Annotated in this window: 18 protein-coding genes; 5 read left to right on the top strand and 13 right to left on the bottom strand. The window is 63.3% G+C overall.

Annotated elements, in window-relative coordinates:
• Nucleotides 1-8 precede the first annotated feature (8 nt).
• Together V6590_RS02035 and hemB are read right to left on the bottom strand one after the other, a co-directional pair.
• Nucleotides 9-557 carry a lipid-binding SYLF domain-containing protein gene (locus tag V6590_RS02035; protein ID WP_335418762.1) on the bottom strand — a complete coding sequence of 183 codons (549 nt, stop codon included), beginning with the start codon at nucleotides 555-557 and terminating at the stop codon, nucleotides 9-11.
• A gap of 99 nt (nucleotides 558-656) precedes the next feature.
• A complete protein-coding gene (gene hemB, locus V6590_RS02030; RefSeq protein WP_335418759.1) occupies nucleotides 657-1,655 on the bottom strand; it encodes a porphobilinogen synthase in 999 nt (332 codons plus the stop codon).
• A 136-nt stretch (nucleotides 1,656-1,791) separates the two neighbouring features.
• Between hemB and V6590_RS02025 the strand changes: the two genes are divergently transcribed.
• On the top strand, nucleotides 1,792-2,322 hold the full coding sequence (locus V6590_RS02025) for a component of SufBCD complex (RefSeq protein WP_335418757.1): 531 nt from the start codon (nucleotides 1,792-1,794) through the stop codon (nucleotides 2,320-2,322).
• A 47-nt stretch (nucleotides 2,323-2,369) separates the two neighbouring features.
• Nucleotides 2,370-5,819, top strand: coding sequence for a transcription-repair coupling factor (mfd, locus tag V6590_RS02020; protein WP_434063212.1), 3,450 nt, complete (start codon nucleotides 2,370-2,372; stop codon nucleotides 5,817-5,819).
• 53 nt (nucleotides 5,820-5,872) lie between these two features.
• Here the strand turns inward: mfd and V6590_RS02015 are convergent, their stop codons facing one another.
• The 4 genes from V6590_RS02015 to V6590_RS02000 form a co-directional block, all read right to left on the bottom strand.
• Complete coding sequence (locus V6590_RS02015; RefSeq protein WP_335418751.1) at nucleotides 5,873-7,141, bottom strand: calcium-binding protein; 1,269 nt, start codon at nucleotides 7,139-7,141, stop codon at nucleotides 5,873-5,875.
• 143 nt (nucleotides 7,142-7,284) lie between these two features.
• Nucleotides 7,285-8,487 (bottom strand): multidrug effflux MFS transporter, encoded by a 1,203-nt coding sequence (locus tag V6590_RS02010; protein WP_335418749.1) that lies wholly within the window; start codon nucleotides 8,485-8,487, stop codon nucleotides 7,285-7,287.
• Entirely contained in the window at nucleotides 8,484-9,125 is a 642-nt protein-coding gene (locus V6590_RS02005) for a DsbA family oxidoreductase (RefSeq protein WP_335418747.1), read from the bottom strand. The genes V6590_RS02010 and V6590_RS02005 overlap by 4 nt, the downstream gene beginning before the upstream one ends.
• Nucleotides 9,122-10,615, bottom strand: a complete 1,494-nt coding sequence (locus V6590_RS02000; RefSeq protein ID WP_335418744.1) for a class I adenylate-forming enzyme family protein — start codon at nucleotides 10,613-10,615, stop codon at nucleotides 9,122-9,124. Before V6590_RS02000 ends, V6590_RS02005 begins: the two co-directional genes overlap by 4 nt.
• A 66-nt stretch (nucleotides 10,616-10,681) precedes the next feature.
• Between V6590_RS02000 and V6590_RS01995 the strand changes: the two genes are divergently transcribed.
• Nucleotides 10,682-11,305, top strand: coding sequence for a helix-turn-helix domain-containing protein (locus tag V6590_RS01995; RefSeq protein ID WP_335418742.1), 624 nt, complete (start codon nucleotides 10,682-10,684; stop codon nucleotides 11,303-11,305).
• Here V6590_RS01995 and V6590_RS01990 read toward each other — a convergent pair.
• The 3 genes from V6590_RS01990 to V6590_RS01980 form a co-directional block, all read right to left on the bottom strand.
• A complete protein-coding gene (locus V6590_RS01990) occupies nucleotides 11,302-11,631 on the bottom strand; it encodes a hypothetical protein (RefSeq protein WP_335418739.1) in 330 nt (109 codons plus the stop codon). The two genes, V6590_RS01995 and V6590_RS01990, sit on opposite strands and share 4 nt — an antisense overlap.
• A gap of 68 nt (nucleotides 11,632-11,699) precedes the next feature.
• Nucleotides 11,700-11,816, bottom strand: a complete 117-nt coding sequence (locus V6590_RS01985) for an entericidin EcnA/B family protein (protein ID WP_335418737.1) — start codon at nucleotides 11,814-11,816, stop codon at nucleotides 11,700-11,702.
• A 65-nt stretch (nucleotides 11,817-11,881) separates the two neighbouring features.
• On the bottom strand, nucleotides 11,882-13,594 hold the full coding sequence (locus V6590_RS01980; RefSeq protein WP_335419365.1) for an extracellular solute-binding protein: 1,713 nt from the start codon (nucleotides 13,592-13,594) through the stop codon (nucleotides 11,882-11,884).
• A gap of 419 nt (nucleotides 13,595-14,013) precedes the next feature.
• On the opposite strand from V6590_RS01980, the gene V6590_RS01975 reads away from it, so the two are divergent.
• Nucleotides 14,014-14,787 carry a 3-hydroxybutyrate dehydrogenase gene (locus V6590_RS01975; protein WP_335418732.1) on the top strand — a complete coding sequence of 258 codons (774 nt, stop codon included), beginning with the start codon at nucleotides 14,014-14,016 and terminating at the stop codon, nucleotides 14,785-14,787.
• Nucleotides 14,784-15,815, top strand: coding sequence for a patatin-like phospholipase family protein (locus V6590_RS01970; RefSeq protein WP_335418729.1), 1,032 nt, complete (start codon nucleotides 14,784-14,786; stop codon nucleotides 15,813-15,815). The genes V6590_RS01975 and V6590_RS01970 overlap by 4 nt, the downstream gene beginning before the upstream one ends.
• Nucleotides 15,816-15,847: 32 nt before the next feature.
• Here V6590_RS01970 and V6590_RS01965 read toward each other — a convergent pair whose 3' ends face one another.
• The 4 genes from V6590_RS01965 to V6590_RS01950 all read right to left on the bottom strand — a co-directional run bounded on the left by V6590_RS01965 (nucleotide 15,848) and on the right by V6590_RS01950 (nucleotide 19,111).
• The gene (locus V6590_RS01965) at nucleotides 15,848-16,561 is read right to left on the bottom strand and encodes a DUF502 domain-containing protein (RefSeq protein WP_335418727.1); all 714 of its coding nucleotides are present in this window, start codon (nucleotides 16,559-16,561) and stop codon (nucleotides 15,848-15,850) included.
• 67 nt (nucleotides 16,562-16,628) lie between these two features.
• Nucleotides 16,629-17,546, bottom strand: coding sequence for a pseudouridine-5'-phosphate glycosidase (locus tag V6590_RS01960; protein WP_335418724.1), 918 nt, complete (start codon nucleotides 17,544-17,546; stop codon nucleotides 16,629-16,631).
• The gene (locus V6590_RS01955) at nucleotides 17,543-18,433 is read right to left on the bottom strand and encodes a PfkB family carbohydrate kinase (protein ID WP_335418721.1); all 891 of its coding nucleotides are present in this window, start codon (nucleotides 18,431-18,433) and stop codon (nucleotides 17,543-17,545) included. Before V6590_RS01955 ends, V6590_RS01960 begins: the two co-directional genes overlap by 4 nt.
• Before the next feature lie 135 nt (nucleotides 18,434-18,568).
• The gene (locus tag V6590_RS01950; RefSeq protein WP_335418719.1) at nucleotides 18,569-19,111 is read right to left on the bottom strand and encodes a fasciclin domain-containing protein; all 543 of its coding nucleotides are present in this window, start codon (nucleotides 19,109-19,111) and stop codon (nucleotides 18,569-18,571) included.
• Nucleotides 19,112-19,149 lie beyond the last annotated feature (38 nt).

The following is a 19,149-nucleotide window of genomic DNA, read 5'->3' as shown; positions in this document are numbered from 1 at the left end:
CGGTCCGGTCAGGGAATGATGCGGGTATATTTGGTGCCCGACAGCGTGGCCCCGGCAATCAGCCCCGACTGGCCAAAGACCAGCGCGACAACCGGCGCGATTTCAGTGGTTTCCTTGCCGATGCTGCCCCCCTGTTCAGGGGTGGCATATTTCAGATCGGCCCCAGCCGCCCAACCCTGCGAACGCCGGAAATCGGCCAGCGCCGCTTCGGTCATGAAGAACAGCGCATGGGCATATTGCTGGGCCCCGATCTGGAACCCGATCGATGCCTTGGCGGCCGAATAGTAATCCACGGTCACATCATTGATGCGCAGCGCCCCGCGCCCGAATGCACCGCCCAGGCCAAAGCCCGCCTCGGTCACCAGCGGCATATACAGCACGCCAAGCGCCTTGCCCGCCAGATCGCGGGTGCCCGGATAGCGGTTGAACAGATAGTTGCGGGTTTCATCGACCCGGGCGTCAATCGTCGCCGCGCCTTTGCCGCCGACACCATTGCCGCAGGCCGCGAGCGCCATTGCCGCACCCGCCGACCCGATCAGGTTCCGTCTGGAAATCATCTCTGCCTCACGCCTCTGGTTGCGGGGTCTCAAGCCCCTTTCCACCAGATATGGCATGGATTGCGCCGCTTGTCATCCATGCGGCCAGCCTTTCGGCAATCAGCCGCGCAACAGCCGCGCCACACGCGGGGCAAAATAGGTCAGGACCCCGTCGCACCCCGCGCGCTTGAAGCCGAGCAGGCTTTCCAGCATGGCCTTTTCGCCATCAATCCAGCCGTGTTCCGCCGCCCCCATGATCATCGCATATTCACCGGACACCTGATAGGCATAGGTCGGCACACCAAAGGCGTCCTTCACCCGGCGACAGATGTCCAGATAGGGCATGCCGGGCTTGACCATCACCATATCGGCCCCTTCGCGCAGATCGCGTTCGATCAGACGCAGCGCCTCGTCGCTGTTGCCCGGGTTCATCTGATAGGTCTTCTTGTCGCCCTTCAGCGCACCGCTGGCCCCGACAGCATCGCGGAACGGGCCGTAAAAGGCGCTGGCGTATTTGGCCGAATAGGACAGGATCGCCACATCCCTGTGGCCGGCAGCTTCCAGCGCGGCGCGCATCGCGCCGATCCGGCCATCCATCATGTCGGATGGGCCCAGAATATCAGCCCCACATTCGGCCTGAACCAGCGCCATGCGTACCAGCGCCTCGACCGTTTCGTCATTCAGGATGATCCCGTCGCGCACCAACCCGTCATGGCCATGCGCGTTATAGGGATCGAGCGCGATATCGGTCATGACCGCAATGCCCGGCACGGCGGCCTTGATGGCGCGGATGCAGCGGTTGGTCAGGTTTTCGGGGTTCCAGGCCTCTTCGCAGCCCGCCGTCTTGACCGAAGGGTCGGTATAGGGAAAGAGACAGATCGCGGGGATCCCGAGCGATGCTGCCTGCTCTGCCGCGCGCACCGCCAGATCGATCGACAGCCGGTTGACCCCGGGCATGGAATGGATCGGTTCTTCGATACCCGCCCCATCGCGGATGAAGATCGGCCAGATCAGATCATCCACCGTCAGCACGTTTTCTTGGGCCAGCCGCCGCAGCGCATCCTGGCTGCGCAGACGGCGGAACCGGGTGGCGGGATAGGCGGCTTGGGTCGGGCGCATCGGAAACCTGTCTCTTTATCTGGCGGGCGGGCGAAGGGATCGGCAACTTTTTTTCTGCCTGCCATGGAAAACCGCGCCCCGCAAGGTTAGGAATGCCGCAGCAGAACGCACGGCCCTTCGGGGCGACAACGGGGAAATGCGCGTGGATTGGTACAGGATCGTCTTCGAACTCATCGACATGCGGTCGTTTTCCAACCTCTGGTTCTGGATCATTCTTGCGGTGCAATGGTCGATGACCAGCCATTTCGTGCTGGGCGTGCCCTATGATCTGCTGCAACGCGCGCGGCGCGGCCATGAACAGGCGCAAGAGGATCTGGAGGCGTTGGCCCGGATCAAGGTGAACCGGTTGCTCTACATCACCCATGTGTCGGGGATGTGGATCGTGGGCTTTGTGGCCTTTGTGCTTTCGGTGCTGCTGATCCTGGGCTTTTTCTACAACATCGAATTTGCGCAGGCCGTGTTCTGTCTGGTCTTTCCGATGGCAATTGTCGGGCTTCTGACGCTGGGGGATGCCCATCGCATTGCCGATGGCGAATATCAGGGGCAGGCGCTGCAGCGCCGCCTTTTGTTTTTGCGGGTAAAGACGCAGGCGGTGGGCGTTCTGGCCATCCTGTTCACATCCATGTGGGGGATGTATCAGAACCTGCAGATCGGTGCGCTTGGCTGACTTGACGGCACGCGGCCACAGAACAGATCGGGCTTATGGCGGAACAGATGAAGATCATGCTGGGCGGCGCGCCCGAGGGCTTTGACGCGGCGCTGGTGGCGAAGGAACTGGATCGCGGCAAACCCGTGATCCATGTTGCCCGCGACGACAAGCGGCTTGAGGCGATGCGGGCCGCGCTGGCCTTCATGGCGCCGGGGGCGTTGGTGCTGGATTTTCCGGCATGGGATTGCCTGCCCTATGATCGCATTTCGCCCAATCCCGAGATTTCAGCGCGGCGCATGGCCACGCTGGCGGCGCTCGCCCATGGGGTGCCGCAGCCCTTTGTGCTGCTAACCACCCTGAATGCCGTCAGCCAGCGAATTCCGGCGCGTGACGTGATCGCCGGGGCCAGCTTCAGCGCCAGGCTGGGCGAAAGGGTGAACGAATCCAGCCTGAAATCCTATCTGGCGCGGATGGGCTTTACCCCGGTGGCCACCGTCGCGGAACCCGGCGATTTCGCCGTGCGCGGTGGCATTGTCGATATCTTCCCGCCCGGTGACGGCGGGCCGGTGCGGCTGGATTTCTTTGGTGATCAACTGGATGGCATCCGCCGGTTCGATCCCGAAACGCAGCGCACCACCGAAAAGCTGACAGCGGTCGATTTCGCGCCCATGTCGGAAATCGTGATGGACGAGGCGGCGATCACCCGTTTCCGGCAGACCTATCGCATCGAATTCGGCGCCACGACGGACGACCCGCTGTATGAGGCCGTCAGCGCCGGGCGCAAGCATCAGGGCATGGAACATTGGCTGCCCTGGTTCCATGACCGCATGGAAACGCTGTTCGATTACCTGCCCGATGCGGCGGTGATGCTGGACGATCAGGTGCGCCCGGTGCATCTGTCCCGCTGGGAAGGTATCGTGGACCAGTACGATGCCCGGCGCGAAAGGTTGGGACAAAAGGGACGGATCGACACGGTTTACAAACCCTGTCCTCCGCAAGCGCTTTACCTGGATGAGAACGCCCTTGATGCGGCCATGGCCGGGCATCGGGTGATCCAGCTTTCGCCGTTGCCGCAGGCACCGGGGCCGGGTTGTCTGGATGCAGGCGGGCGGGCCGGTCGAAATTTCGCCCCCGAACGCCAACAGGAATCCATCAGCCTTTTCGGGGCTTTGGCCGAACATCTTCGCATCTTGCGGCAAGATCGTCATGTGGTCATTGCCAGCTGGTCCGATGGCGCACGCGAAAGGCTGCGCGGGTTGCTGACCGATCAGGGCCTGACCGACCTGCAAGAGATTGCCGACGCCAGGGACATGGGCACAGGCAAGGGCGGGTTGTTCCTTGCCGTCTGGGCGCTGGAAGAAGGGTTTGTCGCGCCGGGGCTGGCCGTTGTGTCGGAACAGGATGTGCTGGGCGATCGCCTGGTGGCCAAGCCGCGCCGCAAGCGCAAGGCCGAAAATTTCCTGCAGGATCTGGGCACTCTGACACCCGGCGATCTGGTGGTGCATGTCGAACATGGGGTCGGCCGCTTCATCGGGCTGGAAACCCTGCGCGTGCCCGAACCCCCGCGCAACCGGCCCGGGCCGCCGCATGAATATGTGCATCTGGTCTATGCCGATGAGGCCAAGCTGTATCTGCCGGTCGAAAACATCGAATTGCTCAGCCGCTATGGCCATGAGGATGGGCTGCTCGATCGGCTGGGCGGCGGGGCCTGGCAGGCCAAGAAGGCCAAGCTGAAGGAACGTATCCGCGAAATTGCCGACCGGCTGATGCGGATCGCCGCCGAACGCCACCTGCGCCATGCGCCCATCCTGGAGGCCCCGCATTCCGCATGGGAGGCCTTTGCCGCCCGCTTTCCCTATGTGGAAACCGATGATCAGCTGAACGCGATTTCCGATGTGGTTGCCGATCTGGAGGCCGGATCGCCGATGGACCGGCTGGTTGTGGGCGATGTGGGTTTTGGCAAGACCGAGGTGGCGATGCGCGCGGCCTTTGTCGCCGCCATGGCCGGAATGCAGGTGGCCGTGATCTGCCCGACCACACTGCTGGCCCGCCAGCACTATCGCAGCTTTGCCGAGCGTTTTCGCGGATTTCCTATCGAAGTCAGGCCCTTGTCGCGCTTTGTTTCAGCAAAGAATGCCGCAGACACCCGCAAGGGGCTGGAAGAAGGCCGCGTCGATATCTGCGTGGGCACCCATGCGCTGCTGGCCAAGGGGATCAAGTTCAAGAACCTTGGCTTGCTTATCATTGACGAAGAACAGCATTTCGGCGTGGCGCATAAGGAACGGCTGAAAGAGATGCGGGCCGAGGTGCATGTTCTGACGCTGACGGCGACGCCCATTCCGCGGACCTTGCAGCTTAGCCTGACCGGCGTGCGCGACCTGTCGATCATCGCCACACCGCCGGTGGATCGTCTGGCGATCCGCACCTATGTTTCCGAATTCGATACTGTCACGCTGCGCGAGGCGCTGCTGCGCGAACGCTATCGTGGCGGGCAAAGCTTCTTTGTGGTGCCGCGCGTGGCCGATCTGCCGGAGATCGAGGATTTCCTGCGCAACCATGTGCCGGAGGTCAGCTTTGTCATTGCCCATGGCCAATTGGCGGCGGGCGATCTGGACGAGCGGATGAACGATTTCTACGACGGCAAATATGATGTCTTGCTGGCCACGACGATCGTGGAATCGGGGCTGGATATCCCGACGGCCAATACGATGATCATCCACCGCGCCGATATGTTCGGGCTGAGCCAGTTGTATCAGATCCGGGGACGGGTGGGCCGATCCAAGACGCGGGCCTATTGCTATCTGACGACCAAACCGCGCGCACCATTGACGCCGCAGGCGATGAAGCGGCTGAAGCTTCTGGCCGGGCTGGACAGTCTGGGGGCGGGCTTCAATCTGGCCAGCCACGATCTGGATCTGCGCGGGGCGGGCAACCTGTTGGGGGAAGAACAGTCGGGTCATATCAAGGAAGTGGGATACGAACTTTACCAGCAGATGCTGGAAGAGACGATTGCCAAGATCAAATCGGGCGAAATCAATGGCCTGGCCCCGATGGACGATCACTGGGCGCCCCAGATCACCCTGGGCGTGCCGGTTCTGATCCCCGAGGACTATGTGCCCGATCTGGATATCCGGCTGGGGCTGTATCGCAGGCTCAGCCAGCTTTCGACCAAGGTAGAGCTGGAAGGCTTTGCCGCTGAGTTGATCGACCGATTTGGCCCCCTGCCGCGCGAAGTGAACACGCTGATGCTGGTCGTGCGGATCAAGGCCATGTGCAAGAAGGCCGGAATTTCGCGGCTGGATGCAGGGCCAAAGGGCGCGACCATCCAGTTCCACAATGACAAATTCGCCAATCCGGCGGGGCTGGTCGAATTCCTGCAGGCGCAGAAGGGGGCGCGGGTGGCGGGCAATCGCATCGTGCTGGTGGCGGATTGGGCGACCGAGGCCGAGCGGATCAAGGGGGCCTTTGCCATTGCCCGCGATCTGGCCGAAAAGGTGTTGCGCCCCAAGGGCTGAATGCAGAAGGGCCCGGCAATGTGCCGGGCCCCCTTGTCGAGATCGTTGGGTGATCAGACGATGGTGATATCGTCCAGCAGATCAGCCTTCTGGGTATTGCGCAGTTCCAGAACTTCGCCACCTGCGAAGGTGAAGATCACGTCGCGGCCATCCTGAACGGCTGCGTCCATTGCGGCAGTCACGTCTGCAGCCAGGGCCGACGAGAAGGACAGCGTATCAGCATCGTTGCGGAAGTCGCGGACCAGATCGTTGCCAAAGCCAGCTGCAAAGACGAAGGTATCGGCACCCGATCCACCGGTCAGGATGTCATTGCCGTTACCGCCATTGATGGTATCCGCGCTCGAACCGCCATGAAGGGTGTCATTGCCATCGCCGCCCAGCAGGCTGTCAATACCAACACCGCCCTTGATGTTGTCATTGCCCGTTCCACCATTAATGGTGTCATTTCCGTTCACACCCGACAGAACATCATTATCAGCACCGCCGTTGATGTTGTCATTGCCAAGGCCGCCGGTGATCGTGTCATTGCCAGCATCGCCCGACAGGTTGTCATTGCCCGAACCGCCATTAAGCCGGTCCTCGCCGTTGCCGCCGGTGATCACGTCGGCATGGGTGCCACCATCAATCGTGTCATTGCCGTCGCCACCATTCAGCGTATCGGCATCGGCGCCGCCTTCGATGCGGTCATTGCCAGCCAGACCATTGATCGAGTCATTGCCTTCTTCACCGCTCAGGCGATCATTGCCGGTCAGACCGTTGACAGTGTCATTGCCTTCGCCCGCCAGAACGCCCTTGATCGACCAGTCATCGGTGCCGTTCACACCGGTGATCGCATCGTTTTCCGAGGTGCCGGTCACCGCTTCGACACGGTGCAGCGAAATCAGCTGGCCCGGACGGTGGCCACGTTCCATGTCTTCCGGAACCGAGGTAACCGCAGTCAGCGAGGCGATGAAGCTGTTGTAAACGCTTGCCGAGGTGAAGCTCGGCAGCGGATCGCCATCCAGAACGAAGAAGTGGAACACGTTCGGGTTGCTGGTGGCAATACGCAGGATCAGCGATTCTTTGGTGGTGCCCCACTGATATTCGGCCACCGAAGCGACGCTGTTCAGGTCAATCCGGTTGGCGCCGAGACGGGTTTCATAATCGATCACGCCACGGCCATCTTCGATTGCGATCGAACGGAAACCGGTGCCAGCTGCATCGAAATCGTAGCGGAAGTTGTAGCGTTCATCGGCAACCCAGGTCATGGTCGAGCTGGTGACGGCCGTCGCAGTGCTGCCGGAGAAGGTGACCTGAAAGCCGGTAAGGGTGGTTGTGGTCATGTTCTGTCCTCTGTGTCCAAAATGGTCGATGTCTTGCCCCTGTGGAAATGGGGGTTAACGGCGAAGCTGGGCACAAATGTGGAAAGAGCGTGGCGATAGGGGCATATTCAACCGAATTCACCCCTGAATTGATGATTTCCGGGTCAGTTCTGCCGCCCGGGCATCCAGCGCATCAGCAGCGCCCCGATCAGGCTGAGCGCGCTGATACCATAGGCCAGCGGCACCGGCGTGCCGTCAAACGCCAGGCCAAGCGGGATGGCCAGGGCCACCGCCGCCACTGTGGCAATCGCCCCGCAGACCGATGCGGCCATGCCCGCGATATGCCCCATCGGCTCCAGCGCCAGTGCGTTCAGATTGCCGAGGGTAAGCCCCGCCATCATGAAGACGCCGACCGTCCAGCCGATGTAAAGCCCAAAGCTGAGCGGGCTGGCCAGGTCGGTCAGCGGCAGGATCAAGGCAAAGCCCAGCGACAGGCCGATCTGGGCCAAAAGCGTTGCGGTCACCAGAAGCCGCATCCCCAGCCGCACCACCAGCGCGGCATTGATCAGACTGGCACTGCCCGACAGAACCGCGATCAGGGCAAACCACAGCGGGAAGCTGTCGGCCCGTCCAAAGGTTTCATCAAAGATCGGTTGGGTGGCGGACAGGGTGCCAAAGAGGCAGGCAAAGCACAGGGTCTGCACCATGATCGCGCTGCGCACCACCGGATGGGCCAGAACCTCGCACAGGGCGGCCCATAGCACTGCGGGCTGCAAGCGGCGACGGCTTTCGCGCGGCAGGGTTTCCGGCTGGCGCAGGCCCAGCCACAGCCCGGCAAGGGCCGCAAAGACGATGAAGGCCCCGAAGATCGCGCGCCAGCCAAAGGCCGAAATGACAACGCTGCCCATCAGCGGCGCAATGGCGGGCACAAGGGTGAAGATCATCATGGCAAAGCTGACAACGCGCGCCATTTCGCGCCCCTTGTACAGGTCACGCACCATGGCCAGCGATACGACACGCGGTCCCGCAGCCCCGATCCCTTGCAAGACCCGCGCCGCCAGAACGGTTTCCAGCGTGGGCGCCACCGCTGCGATCAGCGCTGCGATCGTGTAAAGCCCTATCCCGCCCAGAATGACGGTCTTGCGCCCAAGCGCATCCGACAAGGGCCCCGCCACGAAAGTGCCCAAGCCCATGCCCAGCACAAAGGATGTCACGATCAGCTGCGCCCGGTTGGGGGTGGCAGGCGTCAGTTCAGTTGCGATTTCCGGCAGGGCGGGCAACATCGCATCAATGGAAAAGGCGATGACGGCAAAGAGCATGGCCGTCATGGCGATGAATTCGCCTTGGCCCAGGGCTTTCCGGGTCATTGAACCTGCCCCTGCTGCGCAAGATCATCCATCACCTGCATCCAGAACTCCGGGCTTTGCGCCCCTGAAATCACATAATGATCGGCCAGAATGAAGGTCGGCACCGAAGTCACGCCGCGCTGGCGGGCATGGTGGATGCGGTCGCGCAGGGGGCCTGCATCCGCATCGCTGGCCAGCAGACGCACCATCGCCGCGCGATCCAGCCCCGCCTGTTGGGCAAGATCGGCCAGAACCTCGGGGTTGCCGATATCGCGGCCTTCGCGCCAATGCGCGCGGAACAGCGCCGCCACCATGGCCGATTGCCGCCCCTCAAGCCCCGCCCAATGGATGAGCCGCAGCGCATCGAAAGTGTTGGGTTCGCGGGTCATCTTTTCGAAATCGAAATCCAGCCCGGCAGCGCGGCCCAGTTCGGCCAGCCGCAGATGTGCTTCGACCGTGCGGCTTTGCGTGCCGAAAATGCGCAGCAGGTGGTCCGCCCGTGGCACCCCGTCACGCGGCATGCCGGGGTTCAATTGGAACGGATGCCATTCCAGCAGGAAGGGATGGTCGGCGCGCGATTCCAGCGCCCGATCCAGATTGGCCTTGCCCAGATAACACCAGGGGCAGGCGGGATCGGCGAAAATGTCGAGACGGATCATTCAGGGCTCCAGAGCGCGGCCAGCGCGCGACGGTCAAGCTTGCCATTGGCATTGCGGGGCAGGGTGGCGATGTGCTGCCACAGGCGGGGCTGGCGATAGCGGGCCAGACGGGTTTCGGCATGGGCTGCCAATGCGGCAGGGTCCAGCGGGGCCTCGGCAAGGTAAAAGCAGCAGATCACCCGACTGCCGGGCTTTACCTCCACCTCGGCCACTGCCCATTCGCGGGCGCCGGGCAGGCCCTCCAGCGCGGCCTCCACCTCCAGCGGCGAGACGCGAAAGCCACCCGGGTTCATTTGATCATCCGTGCGGCCCAGAAAGCGCAAGGCACCATCGGCCAGGCGTTCGACCTGATCGCCGGTCAGGAACCAGTCGCCGCGGAAGCGGGCATCGGTGGCGGCGGGATCGTCCAGATAGCCCAGCATCAACCCCGGATCGCTGCGATGGATGGCCAGGCCCCCCAGATCGGCGGGGCCATCCGCCCCCAGAACCGCCACCTGCCGCCCGGGCTGTGGATAGCCGGTGCTGCCGATGGGGGCGGGCCGCGACGGGCTGCCCGACACAAATGTGGAACATTCCGAAAGCCCGATTGCTTCGTGCAGATCGGTGCCGGTGGCGTCTTGCCAGGCACTTCGCAGGGCAGCGGGCAGGCTTTCGCCAGCGGATAATCCATGGCGCAGGCGCGGCAAGGCGGGCAGAGGTGCGCGCAGCATCTGGCGGAACACCCCCGGCGCTGCGGCCAGGATGGTCGCGTCAAAACGCTTGAGCAACAGCGGTAATTGCGCGGGCGTCACCCCGGGGCCGGGGATCAGCGCCGTTGCGCCCAGCGTCCAGGGGTCCATCAGCCCGGTGCCAAGCGTATAGGTCCAGTTGAAGGCCCCGGCATGCAACAGCCGGTCACTTTCGCCCAGCCCTTCCCAGCCCTCATGCATGAACGCGCGGCCCAGAATGGCCCGATGGGCATGCACCACGGCCTGCGGCTGGCCAGTCGTGCCCGAGGTGAAGATGATATAGCCCGGGCGTTCTGCATCGCCCATGTGCCAATCGCAGGGCGGCAGTTCGGCCATGCGCAGCAAATCGGGCGCGGGCAGCACCGGGGTTTCGCCTTCCGGCAGGGCAATCCCGTCGCCTGCCACCACAAGGCGTGGGCCGATGCGGGCGGCCATGGGCGTGATCTCGGCCCGGGTTGCCTGCGCCGATGTGGGCACCGGCACCAGACCCGCGGCGATGGCCCCCAGAAAGGCCAGCGGAAATTCCGGCCCGTTGCCCAGACGCAAAAGCACCCGATCCCCGGGCAGCAGCCCGCGCGCCAGCAACCCATGGCCCACACCACGCACCGCGGCGATCAGGCGGCCATAGCTCCAGCGTTCCGCGCCTGTAGGGCGCAGGATCTGCATGGCGGGCTTGTCGGGCAGGCTTTCGCCCCGCGCCAGAACATGCCGCGCCAGATTGAACGGGGCCGTGGCAGGGAAAGGGGCATTTGCAACTGACATATGGCGTTGCTAGCGCCGCCAACCTGCCGTTGCAAGACGCGCTGGCCTGCCGTAATGCACAGAAGCATGAGCAAAGGTGAACCTCCCTCGCTGATCCGCATTGCGCGCGAAACCGGAGCCGACAGCCCAGTCGAGCCGCTGAACCTTGGCACACGCGTGCGCGAATTGCGCAAGGCCAAGGGCTGGACGCTGGAACAGGCGGCCGTAAAGGCCGGGCTTGCGCGTTCGACCCTGTCGAAAATCGAAAACGGCCAGATGTCGCCGACCTATGAGGCGCTGAAGAAACTGGCCGAAGGGCTGGCCATTTCGGTGCCGCAGCTGTTCACGCCGCCGTCGCGGACGCAGGTGAACGGGCGGCTGGCGGTGACCAAATCGGGGCAGGGGCAAAGCCATGCCACCGTCACCTATGAACATGAATTGCTGGGCGGCCATCTGCGCGCCAAACAGATGCTGCCCTATCGCGCCACAATCCGCGCCCGCGATCTGGAAGAGTTCGATGGCTGGGTCCGCCATGACGGCGAGGAATTCCTGTATGTCCTGACAGGGATCGTCCGGCTGTTTACCGAATTCTACGAACCGGTCGATCTGCGCCGGGGCGACAGCGCCTATTACGATGCGTCAATGGGCCATAATGTGATCAGCCTGAGCGAAGAGGATGCCACCATCCTCTGGGTCACCTCGCTGGTCTAACCCAGAAAATAGGGATCATGGCCGCGCCAATAGGCCAGATAATCCGCCGCGCAGACATGGCGCAGGTTCAGGTGTTGCATCATGTGCAGATCGACCGCCAGCAAGGCGGCAAGCCGCCAGGCCTCGGCGGCTGCGGCCTGATCCGCCTCGCCGGAAAACGAGCTTTCCAGACTGCTGGCCGCCAATGACAGCGCCAGAACCAGTTCCAGAGGGGCGCAGTCGGGACGAAAGGCGACAAGGTCACGGGGCAGGCGGCGCAGCCCATCACTGCGCGCCACCAGATGGTGCAGGGCGAATTCGGTCAATTCGTCAACGGATCCTGACACCCGCCCAACCCCCTAAGCCCCCGAACAGCCCACTTGCCGGCCAGTGGTCTGGCCGGGGTTCGGCCCGGTCAGCCGATCCAGCCCGCCACGCGATTGGCCCCGCCGGATATATCGCGCCCGATCCCATCGACCGTGGCACATCCCGAAACTGCGGCCAGCGCCGCAATCAGCAGCAATTTCCTCATGTCCTTGCCTCTGCCTTCTGCCAATTTTCCGTTACCACCTCTGGCTTGCACGCCAGTTAACAGTGTCACGGCTCTTCCCACCAGACCTCGGGTTGAAAGCCCGGCCAATCCCCATAGACCGGCAGCTTTTCGGGATAGCGCAAGTTGCTGCGATGGGCCAGCCTTGCAACGGGGGAATACCACATCGGAATGACATAACGCCCCGTGATCAGCACCCGGTCCAGCGCCTGTACGGCTGCGGTAAACTCGGCCGGGTCTTGGGTCGAAAGCATCACCGCAATCATCGCCTCGGCGGCGGGTGAGTTGATTCCGGGCCAGTTGCGGCTGCCCGGTTCGGTCACCCCTCTTGCGCCCCAGTAATTCATCTGTTCGTTCCCGGGGCTGAGCGAAAGCGAGCGGATGTAATGCGTCATGTCAAAGTTGTAGCTGTTGGTGCGTTCCACATATTGCGCCGAGTCCACGGTGGAGATACGCGCCGAAATGCCCAGCCGCTTCAGCGCCTCGACATAGATGCTGGCGGCGCCGATCATGTCATCCTGGCCCTGTGTCAGCAGGATTTCAAAGCTGAAGGGTTCGCCCGCGGCATTTTTCAGCACGCCGTCCTGCACGGTCCAGCCCGCCTCTTCCAGCAATCTGGTGGCCACGCGCAGGTTCTTGCGGTTGGCTTCCGACCCGTCGGAAGCGGGCAGGATATAGCCCTCCAGCGCGCCGGGCAGCAGTTCGGCATTGAACGGATCCAGCAATTCGCGCACCCGTCCTTCGGCCGGTTGACCCGGAACCATGCCAAGGGTGGAGTTGGAGAAATACGAGGTGATGCGCGGCAATACACCACCATTCAGCGTCTGGTTCACCAGTTCGAAGTTGAAGGCATGGATCAACGCCTCGCGCACCCGCCAATCGGCAAACAGCGGTTTGCGGGTGTTGAAGGCCAGCCCCTCGATCCCCGAAGGACGGCCATGCGGGATTTCGGCCTTGACCACATCACCGGCCTGCACAGCCGGGAAATCGAAGTTCGTCGCCCATTTGGCGGGATTGGTTTCACGATAGCTCGACAACAGGCCCGCCTTGAAGGATTCAAAGGCCGCCGTGTCGATGCCGAAATATTCCATCCGGATTTCATCCAGATTGTGCAGGCCCCGGTTGAAGGGCAGATCCTTGCCCCACCAATCGGGGTTCTTGCGGAAACTGACAAACCGGCCCGGTTCAAACTTGTCCACCACATAGGGGCCAGAGCCGATCGGCGCTTCAAGCGTGGAGGCCGTGAAATCCTTGCCCTCCCACTGCGCCTTTTTCAGCACCGGGCGCAGGCCAAGGATCAGCGGCAGTTCCCGGTCAGCGGTGTTGAAGGTGAATTTCACGCTGCGCGGGCCGGTGATTTCGGATTTCGCCACCTTGGCCCAGGATCCGCGATAGCGCGGCGCGCCTTTCGTGCCCAGGGTTTCGAACGACCAGATCACATCTTCGGGGGTGACCGGGCTGCCATCGGCGAATCTGGCCCCTTCACGCAGGGTGAATTCGACATGGCTGCGGTCAGAATCGGTGCTGATCGATTCGGCCAGCAAGCCGTAAAGCGAGAAGGGTTCATCGAGACTGCGGCCCATCAGCGTCTCGACCGTGTAAAGCGACACCTGCGGCGGGGCCTTGCCCTTTTCGATGAAGGGATTAAGGCTGTCAAAGCCGCCATTTTCGCCCAGCACGATCCGGCCGCCCTTGGGCGCATCCGGGTTGGCATAGGGCAGGGACACAAAATCCGGTGGCAAAGCCGGTTCGCCATACATAGCGATGCCATGCCGGGCTGAGTCGCCCCAGGCTGCCGCAGGGCAGAAAACCACTGCCGCAGCGGCAAGGATTCGCTGCATTCTTTTGAAAAAATCCCGCTCGGCCATCGAAACAATCTCCGGAATGCCTGTTTTTCTTGGGGCGGACACTAGTGGGACTGTACAGGATTTTCAAACTTTTAACTTGGATCGCCGCGCAGGGCGGGGTATAAGGAACTCACTGCTCGATAGGTTTCTTGCCTGTATGAAACCTGCCTCAAAGACTGGACGCCGGCTTCGCGCCGGCGTTTTTTTTGGTTTCAGACACCGGGCCCCAGCACAAGAACCGGGCAGCTTTCCGCCGCAGCGCAGCGCAAAACACTGGACGCAGCGCCACTTCCCCTTATGGTGAGGCCGCAACCAGACAGCAGAGGTGCGACATGATCCTGCAAGGCAAACGTGCGGTGGTGACCGGATCGAATTCCGGCATCGGTCTTGGCATCGCCGAGGAACTGGCCAAGGCTGGCGCCGAGGTGATCATCAACAGCTTTACCGACCGGCCCGAAGATCATGCGCTGGCCGCGGATCTTGCGGCGCGACACGGGGTGGCGGTGCGCTATATCGCGGCCGACATGTCGGATGGCGCGGCCTGCCGGGCCTTGATCGAACAGGCGGGCGGCTGCGACATTCTGGTGAACAATGCGGGCATCCAGCATGTCGCCCCGATTGACGAATTTCCGGTCGATGCCTGGAACCGGATCATCGCCATCAACCTGAATTCGGCGTTCCACACCACGGCTGCCGCCTTGCCGGGGATGCGCGCCAAGGGCTGGGGCCGGATCGTGAATGTCGCATCGGCCCATGGCCTGACTGCAAGCCCGTTCAAATCGGCCTATGTCGCGGCCAAGCACGGGGTTGTCGGCCTGTCCAAGACCACCGCACTGGAAACCGCAGGGCAGGGCATCACCTGCAATGCCGTTTGCCCGGGATATGTGTTGACCCCGCTGGTCGAGGCGCAGATCCCCGATCAGATGAAGGTCCACAACATGGACCGCGAGACGGTGATCCGCGAGGTGATGTTGCAGCGCCAGCCGTCGCGGCAATTCGCCACCACCGAACAGATGGGCGGTACCGTGGTGTTTCTGTGCAGCCCCCATGCCGATCAGATCACCGGCACCGCCATCAGCGTCGATGGCGGTTGGACGGCGCTGTGAGGCGGATCAATCTGGCCCTTCAGGGCGGGGGCGCGCATGGCGCCTTCACCTGGGGGGTGCTGGACCGTCTGCTGGAGGAACCGGGGATCGAGATTGCCGGGATCACCGGCACATCGGCCGGTGCGCTCAACGCGGCGGCGCTGAAGGCCGGCCTTCTGGAAGGTGGGGCGGAAGGTGCCAAGGCGCGGCTGGCGGCGCTGTGGCAGGCGGTGGGGGATCTGGGCGATCTGCGGGTTCTGCGCTGGATGCGCACGCTGTTCCCCTTGGCCGCAGCCGCGCAGGAAATGGCCACTGATCTTGCGCCCGTGTCGCCCACGGCGCTGGCGGCACAGCTCTATACGCCCTATGCGTGGGGGCCGTTCTGGCAGAACCCGCTGGCCGATGTGGTGAAGGATTTCGATTTCAGCAAGGTATGCGCGGCGCAGGGGCCTGATCTGTTCATCAGCGCAACCAATGTGCGCAGCGGCAAGATCCGGGTGTTTTCGGGGGCCGAAATTGGGCCCGAGGCGCTGTTGGCCTCGGCCTGCCTGCCGACGATCTTTCAGGCGGTGGAACTTGACGATCCGGCAACCGGCCAACGCGAGGCCTTCTGGGATGGCGGGTTCACCGGCAATCCGGCGCTGTTCCCGCTGTATCAGCCGCATCTGCCGGACGATATTGTCATCGTGTCGATCAACCCGCTGCGGCGCGAGGCCATCCCGCAGACCCCAGTCGAAATTCAGGACCGGATCAACGAGATCAGCTTCAACGCAGCGCTGCTGGGCGAATTGCGGGCGGTGAACTTTGTCAAACGGTTGATCGCAGAGGGCCGTATGCCCAAGGGCGCGATGAAAGCGCTGAACATCCACCTGATTGCCGATGATGCGCTGATGAACGCGCTGACCGCAGGCAGCAAACTGGGGCCGAAACCCGCTTTGCTGGATCGGCTGCGCGCGGCGGGTCGGGTGGCCTGTGACGGGTTCCTCGCGCAACATGGCGACAGGATCGGGGTGGACAGCTCGGTCGATCTGCGCGGCCTTTTCGGATAATATATTCCGATCAATGCCTTGTCCGGCAAAGCTCACACAGGTTTTGCGGATTCGTCCATCAGGTTGCGCATGTCCTTGCCATTGGGCGCCACCAGCCCGGCCGAAACGATCAGCTTCACAGCGTCATCGGCCTTCATGTCCAGCAGGATCACATCCTCTTCGGGCACATATAGCAGGATGCCGGATGTCAGCGGCGTCAGCGCCACGAAGACCGCGATCATCTTGCGGTCGGTGGGCAGGCGTTCGGCAATTTCGCCCTTGGCCGTCGTGGCGACAAAACCCACGGCCCAGCAGCCCGGGCGCGGAAATTCCACAAGGCAGGTCTTGTCGAAGCTTTTTTCCGACTTGGCAAAAAAGGTTTCGGTGATCTGCTTGAAACCGCCATAGACCGACCGCACGACCGGCATCCGGTCCACCAGCGATTCCGCCTGAGAGATGACGGAACGGCCGATCAGCCCCTTGGCGATCCAGCCGATGATGACGGTGAAGACCAGAAAGACGATGACGCCCAGCCCCCGGGTGGGAAAATTGGCATCCGCCCCGATGTAATGGGTCACCAGTTGATCCGGTCGCCAGCCATAGGGGATCAACGGCAGGATCCAGCTGTCGATCCAACCCACGACCGTGTAGATCAGATAGATGGTCAGCCCGATGGGCAGCACCACGACCAGACCGGTCAGGAAGGACGCGCGCAACCCGCCCAGAAGGCTTGGCTTGCGCGGCGGGTGGTCGGGATGCGGGTCCATGGCGTCTCCTGCGGGGCAGAGGCAATCTAGGCAGCCCACCGCCCCGCCGCAATCGGCCTTTGCAGCCTTATGCGCGCTGCCGGGTGATTTCGATGGCGATTGCTGCCGCCAGGCGGGCATTGTTCAGAACAAGGGCAATGTTGGATTGCAAGGATCGCCCCTCGGTCAGCGCAAAGATGCGATCCAGCAGGAAGGGCGTCACGGCCTTGGCGGCGATGCCCTGCGCTTCGGCCTCGGCCAGCGCCTGCTCCACAACCGGCATGATTTCCGCCAGCGGGATTTCGGCGTCCTGCGGGATCGGATTGGCAACCAACTGGCCGCCCTTCATGCCAAGGTGTTGCCGCATCAGATGGGCGGCGGCGATCTGCGCCGGTTCATCCATCCGCAGCGGGGCCTTCATCCCCGATGACCGCGACCAGAAGGCCGGAAAATCGTCCTGACCAAAGGCGATGACCGGCACGCCCTGGGTTTCCAGAACCTCGAGCGTCTTGGGCAGATCAAGGATGGCCTTCGCCCCGGCGGCGACCACGGTCACGGGCGACAGGCCCAGTTCCACCAGATCGGCGGAAATGTCAAAGCTGGTTTCCGCCCCGCGATGCACCCCGCCGATGCCGCCGGTGGCAAAGACATGGATGCCCGCCATGGCGGCGCAGATCATCGTGGCGGCAACAGTCGTTGCGCCCACGCGCCCGAGTGCCACGCATGCCGGCAGGTCGGCCCGGCTGAGCTTCATGGCATCCGGCGTCTGGCCAAGCGCATCAAGGGCTGCGTCGGTCAACCCGATATGGATCTGCCCACCCATCACTGCGATGGTGGCCGGAACGGCACCGGCAGCGCGGATCATCGCCTCAACCTCGCGCGCGGCCTGCACGTTCTGCGGAAAGGGCATGCCATGGGTGATGATGGTGGATTCCAGCGCCACCACGGGGCGACCGGCATCCAGTGCGGCGCGCACTTCGGGGGCAAAGGCAAGGGGAAGGGTCACGATCCGATTTCTCCTGAAACATAGGTGGCTGCGGCGCGCAGGGCCGAGGCAAGCGCGGTGGCGCGCGGCTCGCCCCGCCGTTCGGCAACGATATGCGCAGCCATGAAGGTGTCCCCCGCGCCGGTGATCCGGGTGACCAGAACCGGGGGCGGGCTGTCGGTGATGACGCCTGCACCGCGCCGGCCTTCGGCACAGGGCCTGCCGCCGTCGGTCACCAGCACCCGCTCTGCGCCCCGGTCCAACAAGCCCTGGGCCGCGGCTTCGGCAGTCGGGTGATCGGCGGTGCAAAGGATATTGGCCTCTTCGCGGTTCACATAGAAGGTGGCGCCTGGGTGCGACAGTAGCGGGCGCAGCCGTTCCGCCTTGCCGGGGCTGGCCGGGGCCACCCGCAGATCGGCCTGCACAAACAGCGGTGAACTGGCGATCTGCGCCAGAAGCTGTTCGGTCAGGTTGCCATCCAGCGCGATCAGCCCGGCCCAAGGGGCCGCGGAACCGCCGAGCCTGCCATCGGCCAGCGGGCGCAGTATCTTGTCACCCGACGCCTCCAGCGAATGGGCATCGGCGATGGCGGCGATCAGGCCATTCGCCCCTTCAACCGCCATGTAGCGGTCGGTCGGCAGGTCTTCGGACCGATAGATATGATCGGTCACCATGCCCATCCGGGCGCAGGCGCCCACCAGTTCGTCGCCTTCGAGATCGCGCCCGATGGTGGTCAGCAGACCGGGGGTCAGGCCAAAGCGGCGCAGGGTCATGGCGATATTCATCGCCACCCCGCCCGGCAGGCGCGTGATGCGCCCCGGCACGTCAGAACCCAGCCGCATCGCCGTGGGCGATCGGCCAATGATGTCCCACAGAACGGAACCTATGCAGAGAATGTCAGGCGTCATGCGCCGCCTTGTCGCCCAAGCCACGCCTTGGTGCAAGCAAAAGCGCGAAACCCGCCTGCACCATGGGTGCAGACGGGCCGGGCAGATCACGGCAGACCACAGGAGGGGGCGCGTTGCTGCCGTGCCCCCCTTTCCTTACATGGCCGGCAGCAGAACCGTGTCGATGACGTGGATCACGCCGTTCGACTGTTTCACATCGGCGATGGTCACGGTGGCCACATTGTTCTGGCCGTCCTTGATCTGGATCTTGTCACCGTCCATCATCGCGGTGAATTCGCAGCCGCCCACGGTCTTGACCGGGTGCATGCCCTTGTCATCGGCGATCATCTTGGCAATCGCCTCTGACATGGCATTGGCCCCGACCACATGGCAGGTCAGGATCTTGACCAGCTGATCCTTGTTTTCCGGCTTGAGCAGGGTCTCTACCGTGCCCGCAGGCAGCTTGGTGAAGGCATCATTGGTCGGCGCAAAGACGGTGAAGGGGCCGGCGCCCTGCAGCGTTTCGACCAGACCGGCGGCCTGAACGGCGGCCACCAGCGTGGTGTGATCCTTGGAATTCACGGCATTTTCGACGATGTTCTTGGTTTCGTACATCGGTGCGCCCCCCACTTCGGGGTTGCCCGCCAAAGCGGCGGTGGCGGTCAGCGACAGTGCGGCGGCCAGTGCGAAAGCTTTCATCTTGGTCGTCTCCCTTTGCGACGGCGGGCCTTTCCCGC

Source organism: Gemmobacter denitrificans (assembly GCF_036964905.1).
Lineage (GTDB): Bacteria > Pseudomonadota > Alphaproteobacteria > Rhodobacterales > Rhodobacteraceae > Gemmobacter > Gemmobacter denitrificans.
The sequence above is the reverse complement of the archived record's forward strand: the minus strand, read 5'-3'. Positions and strand labels throughout refer to the sequence as shown.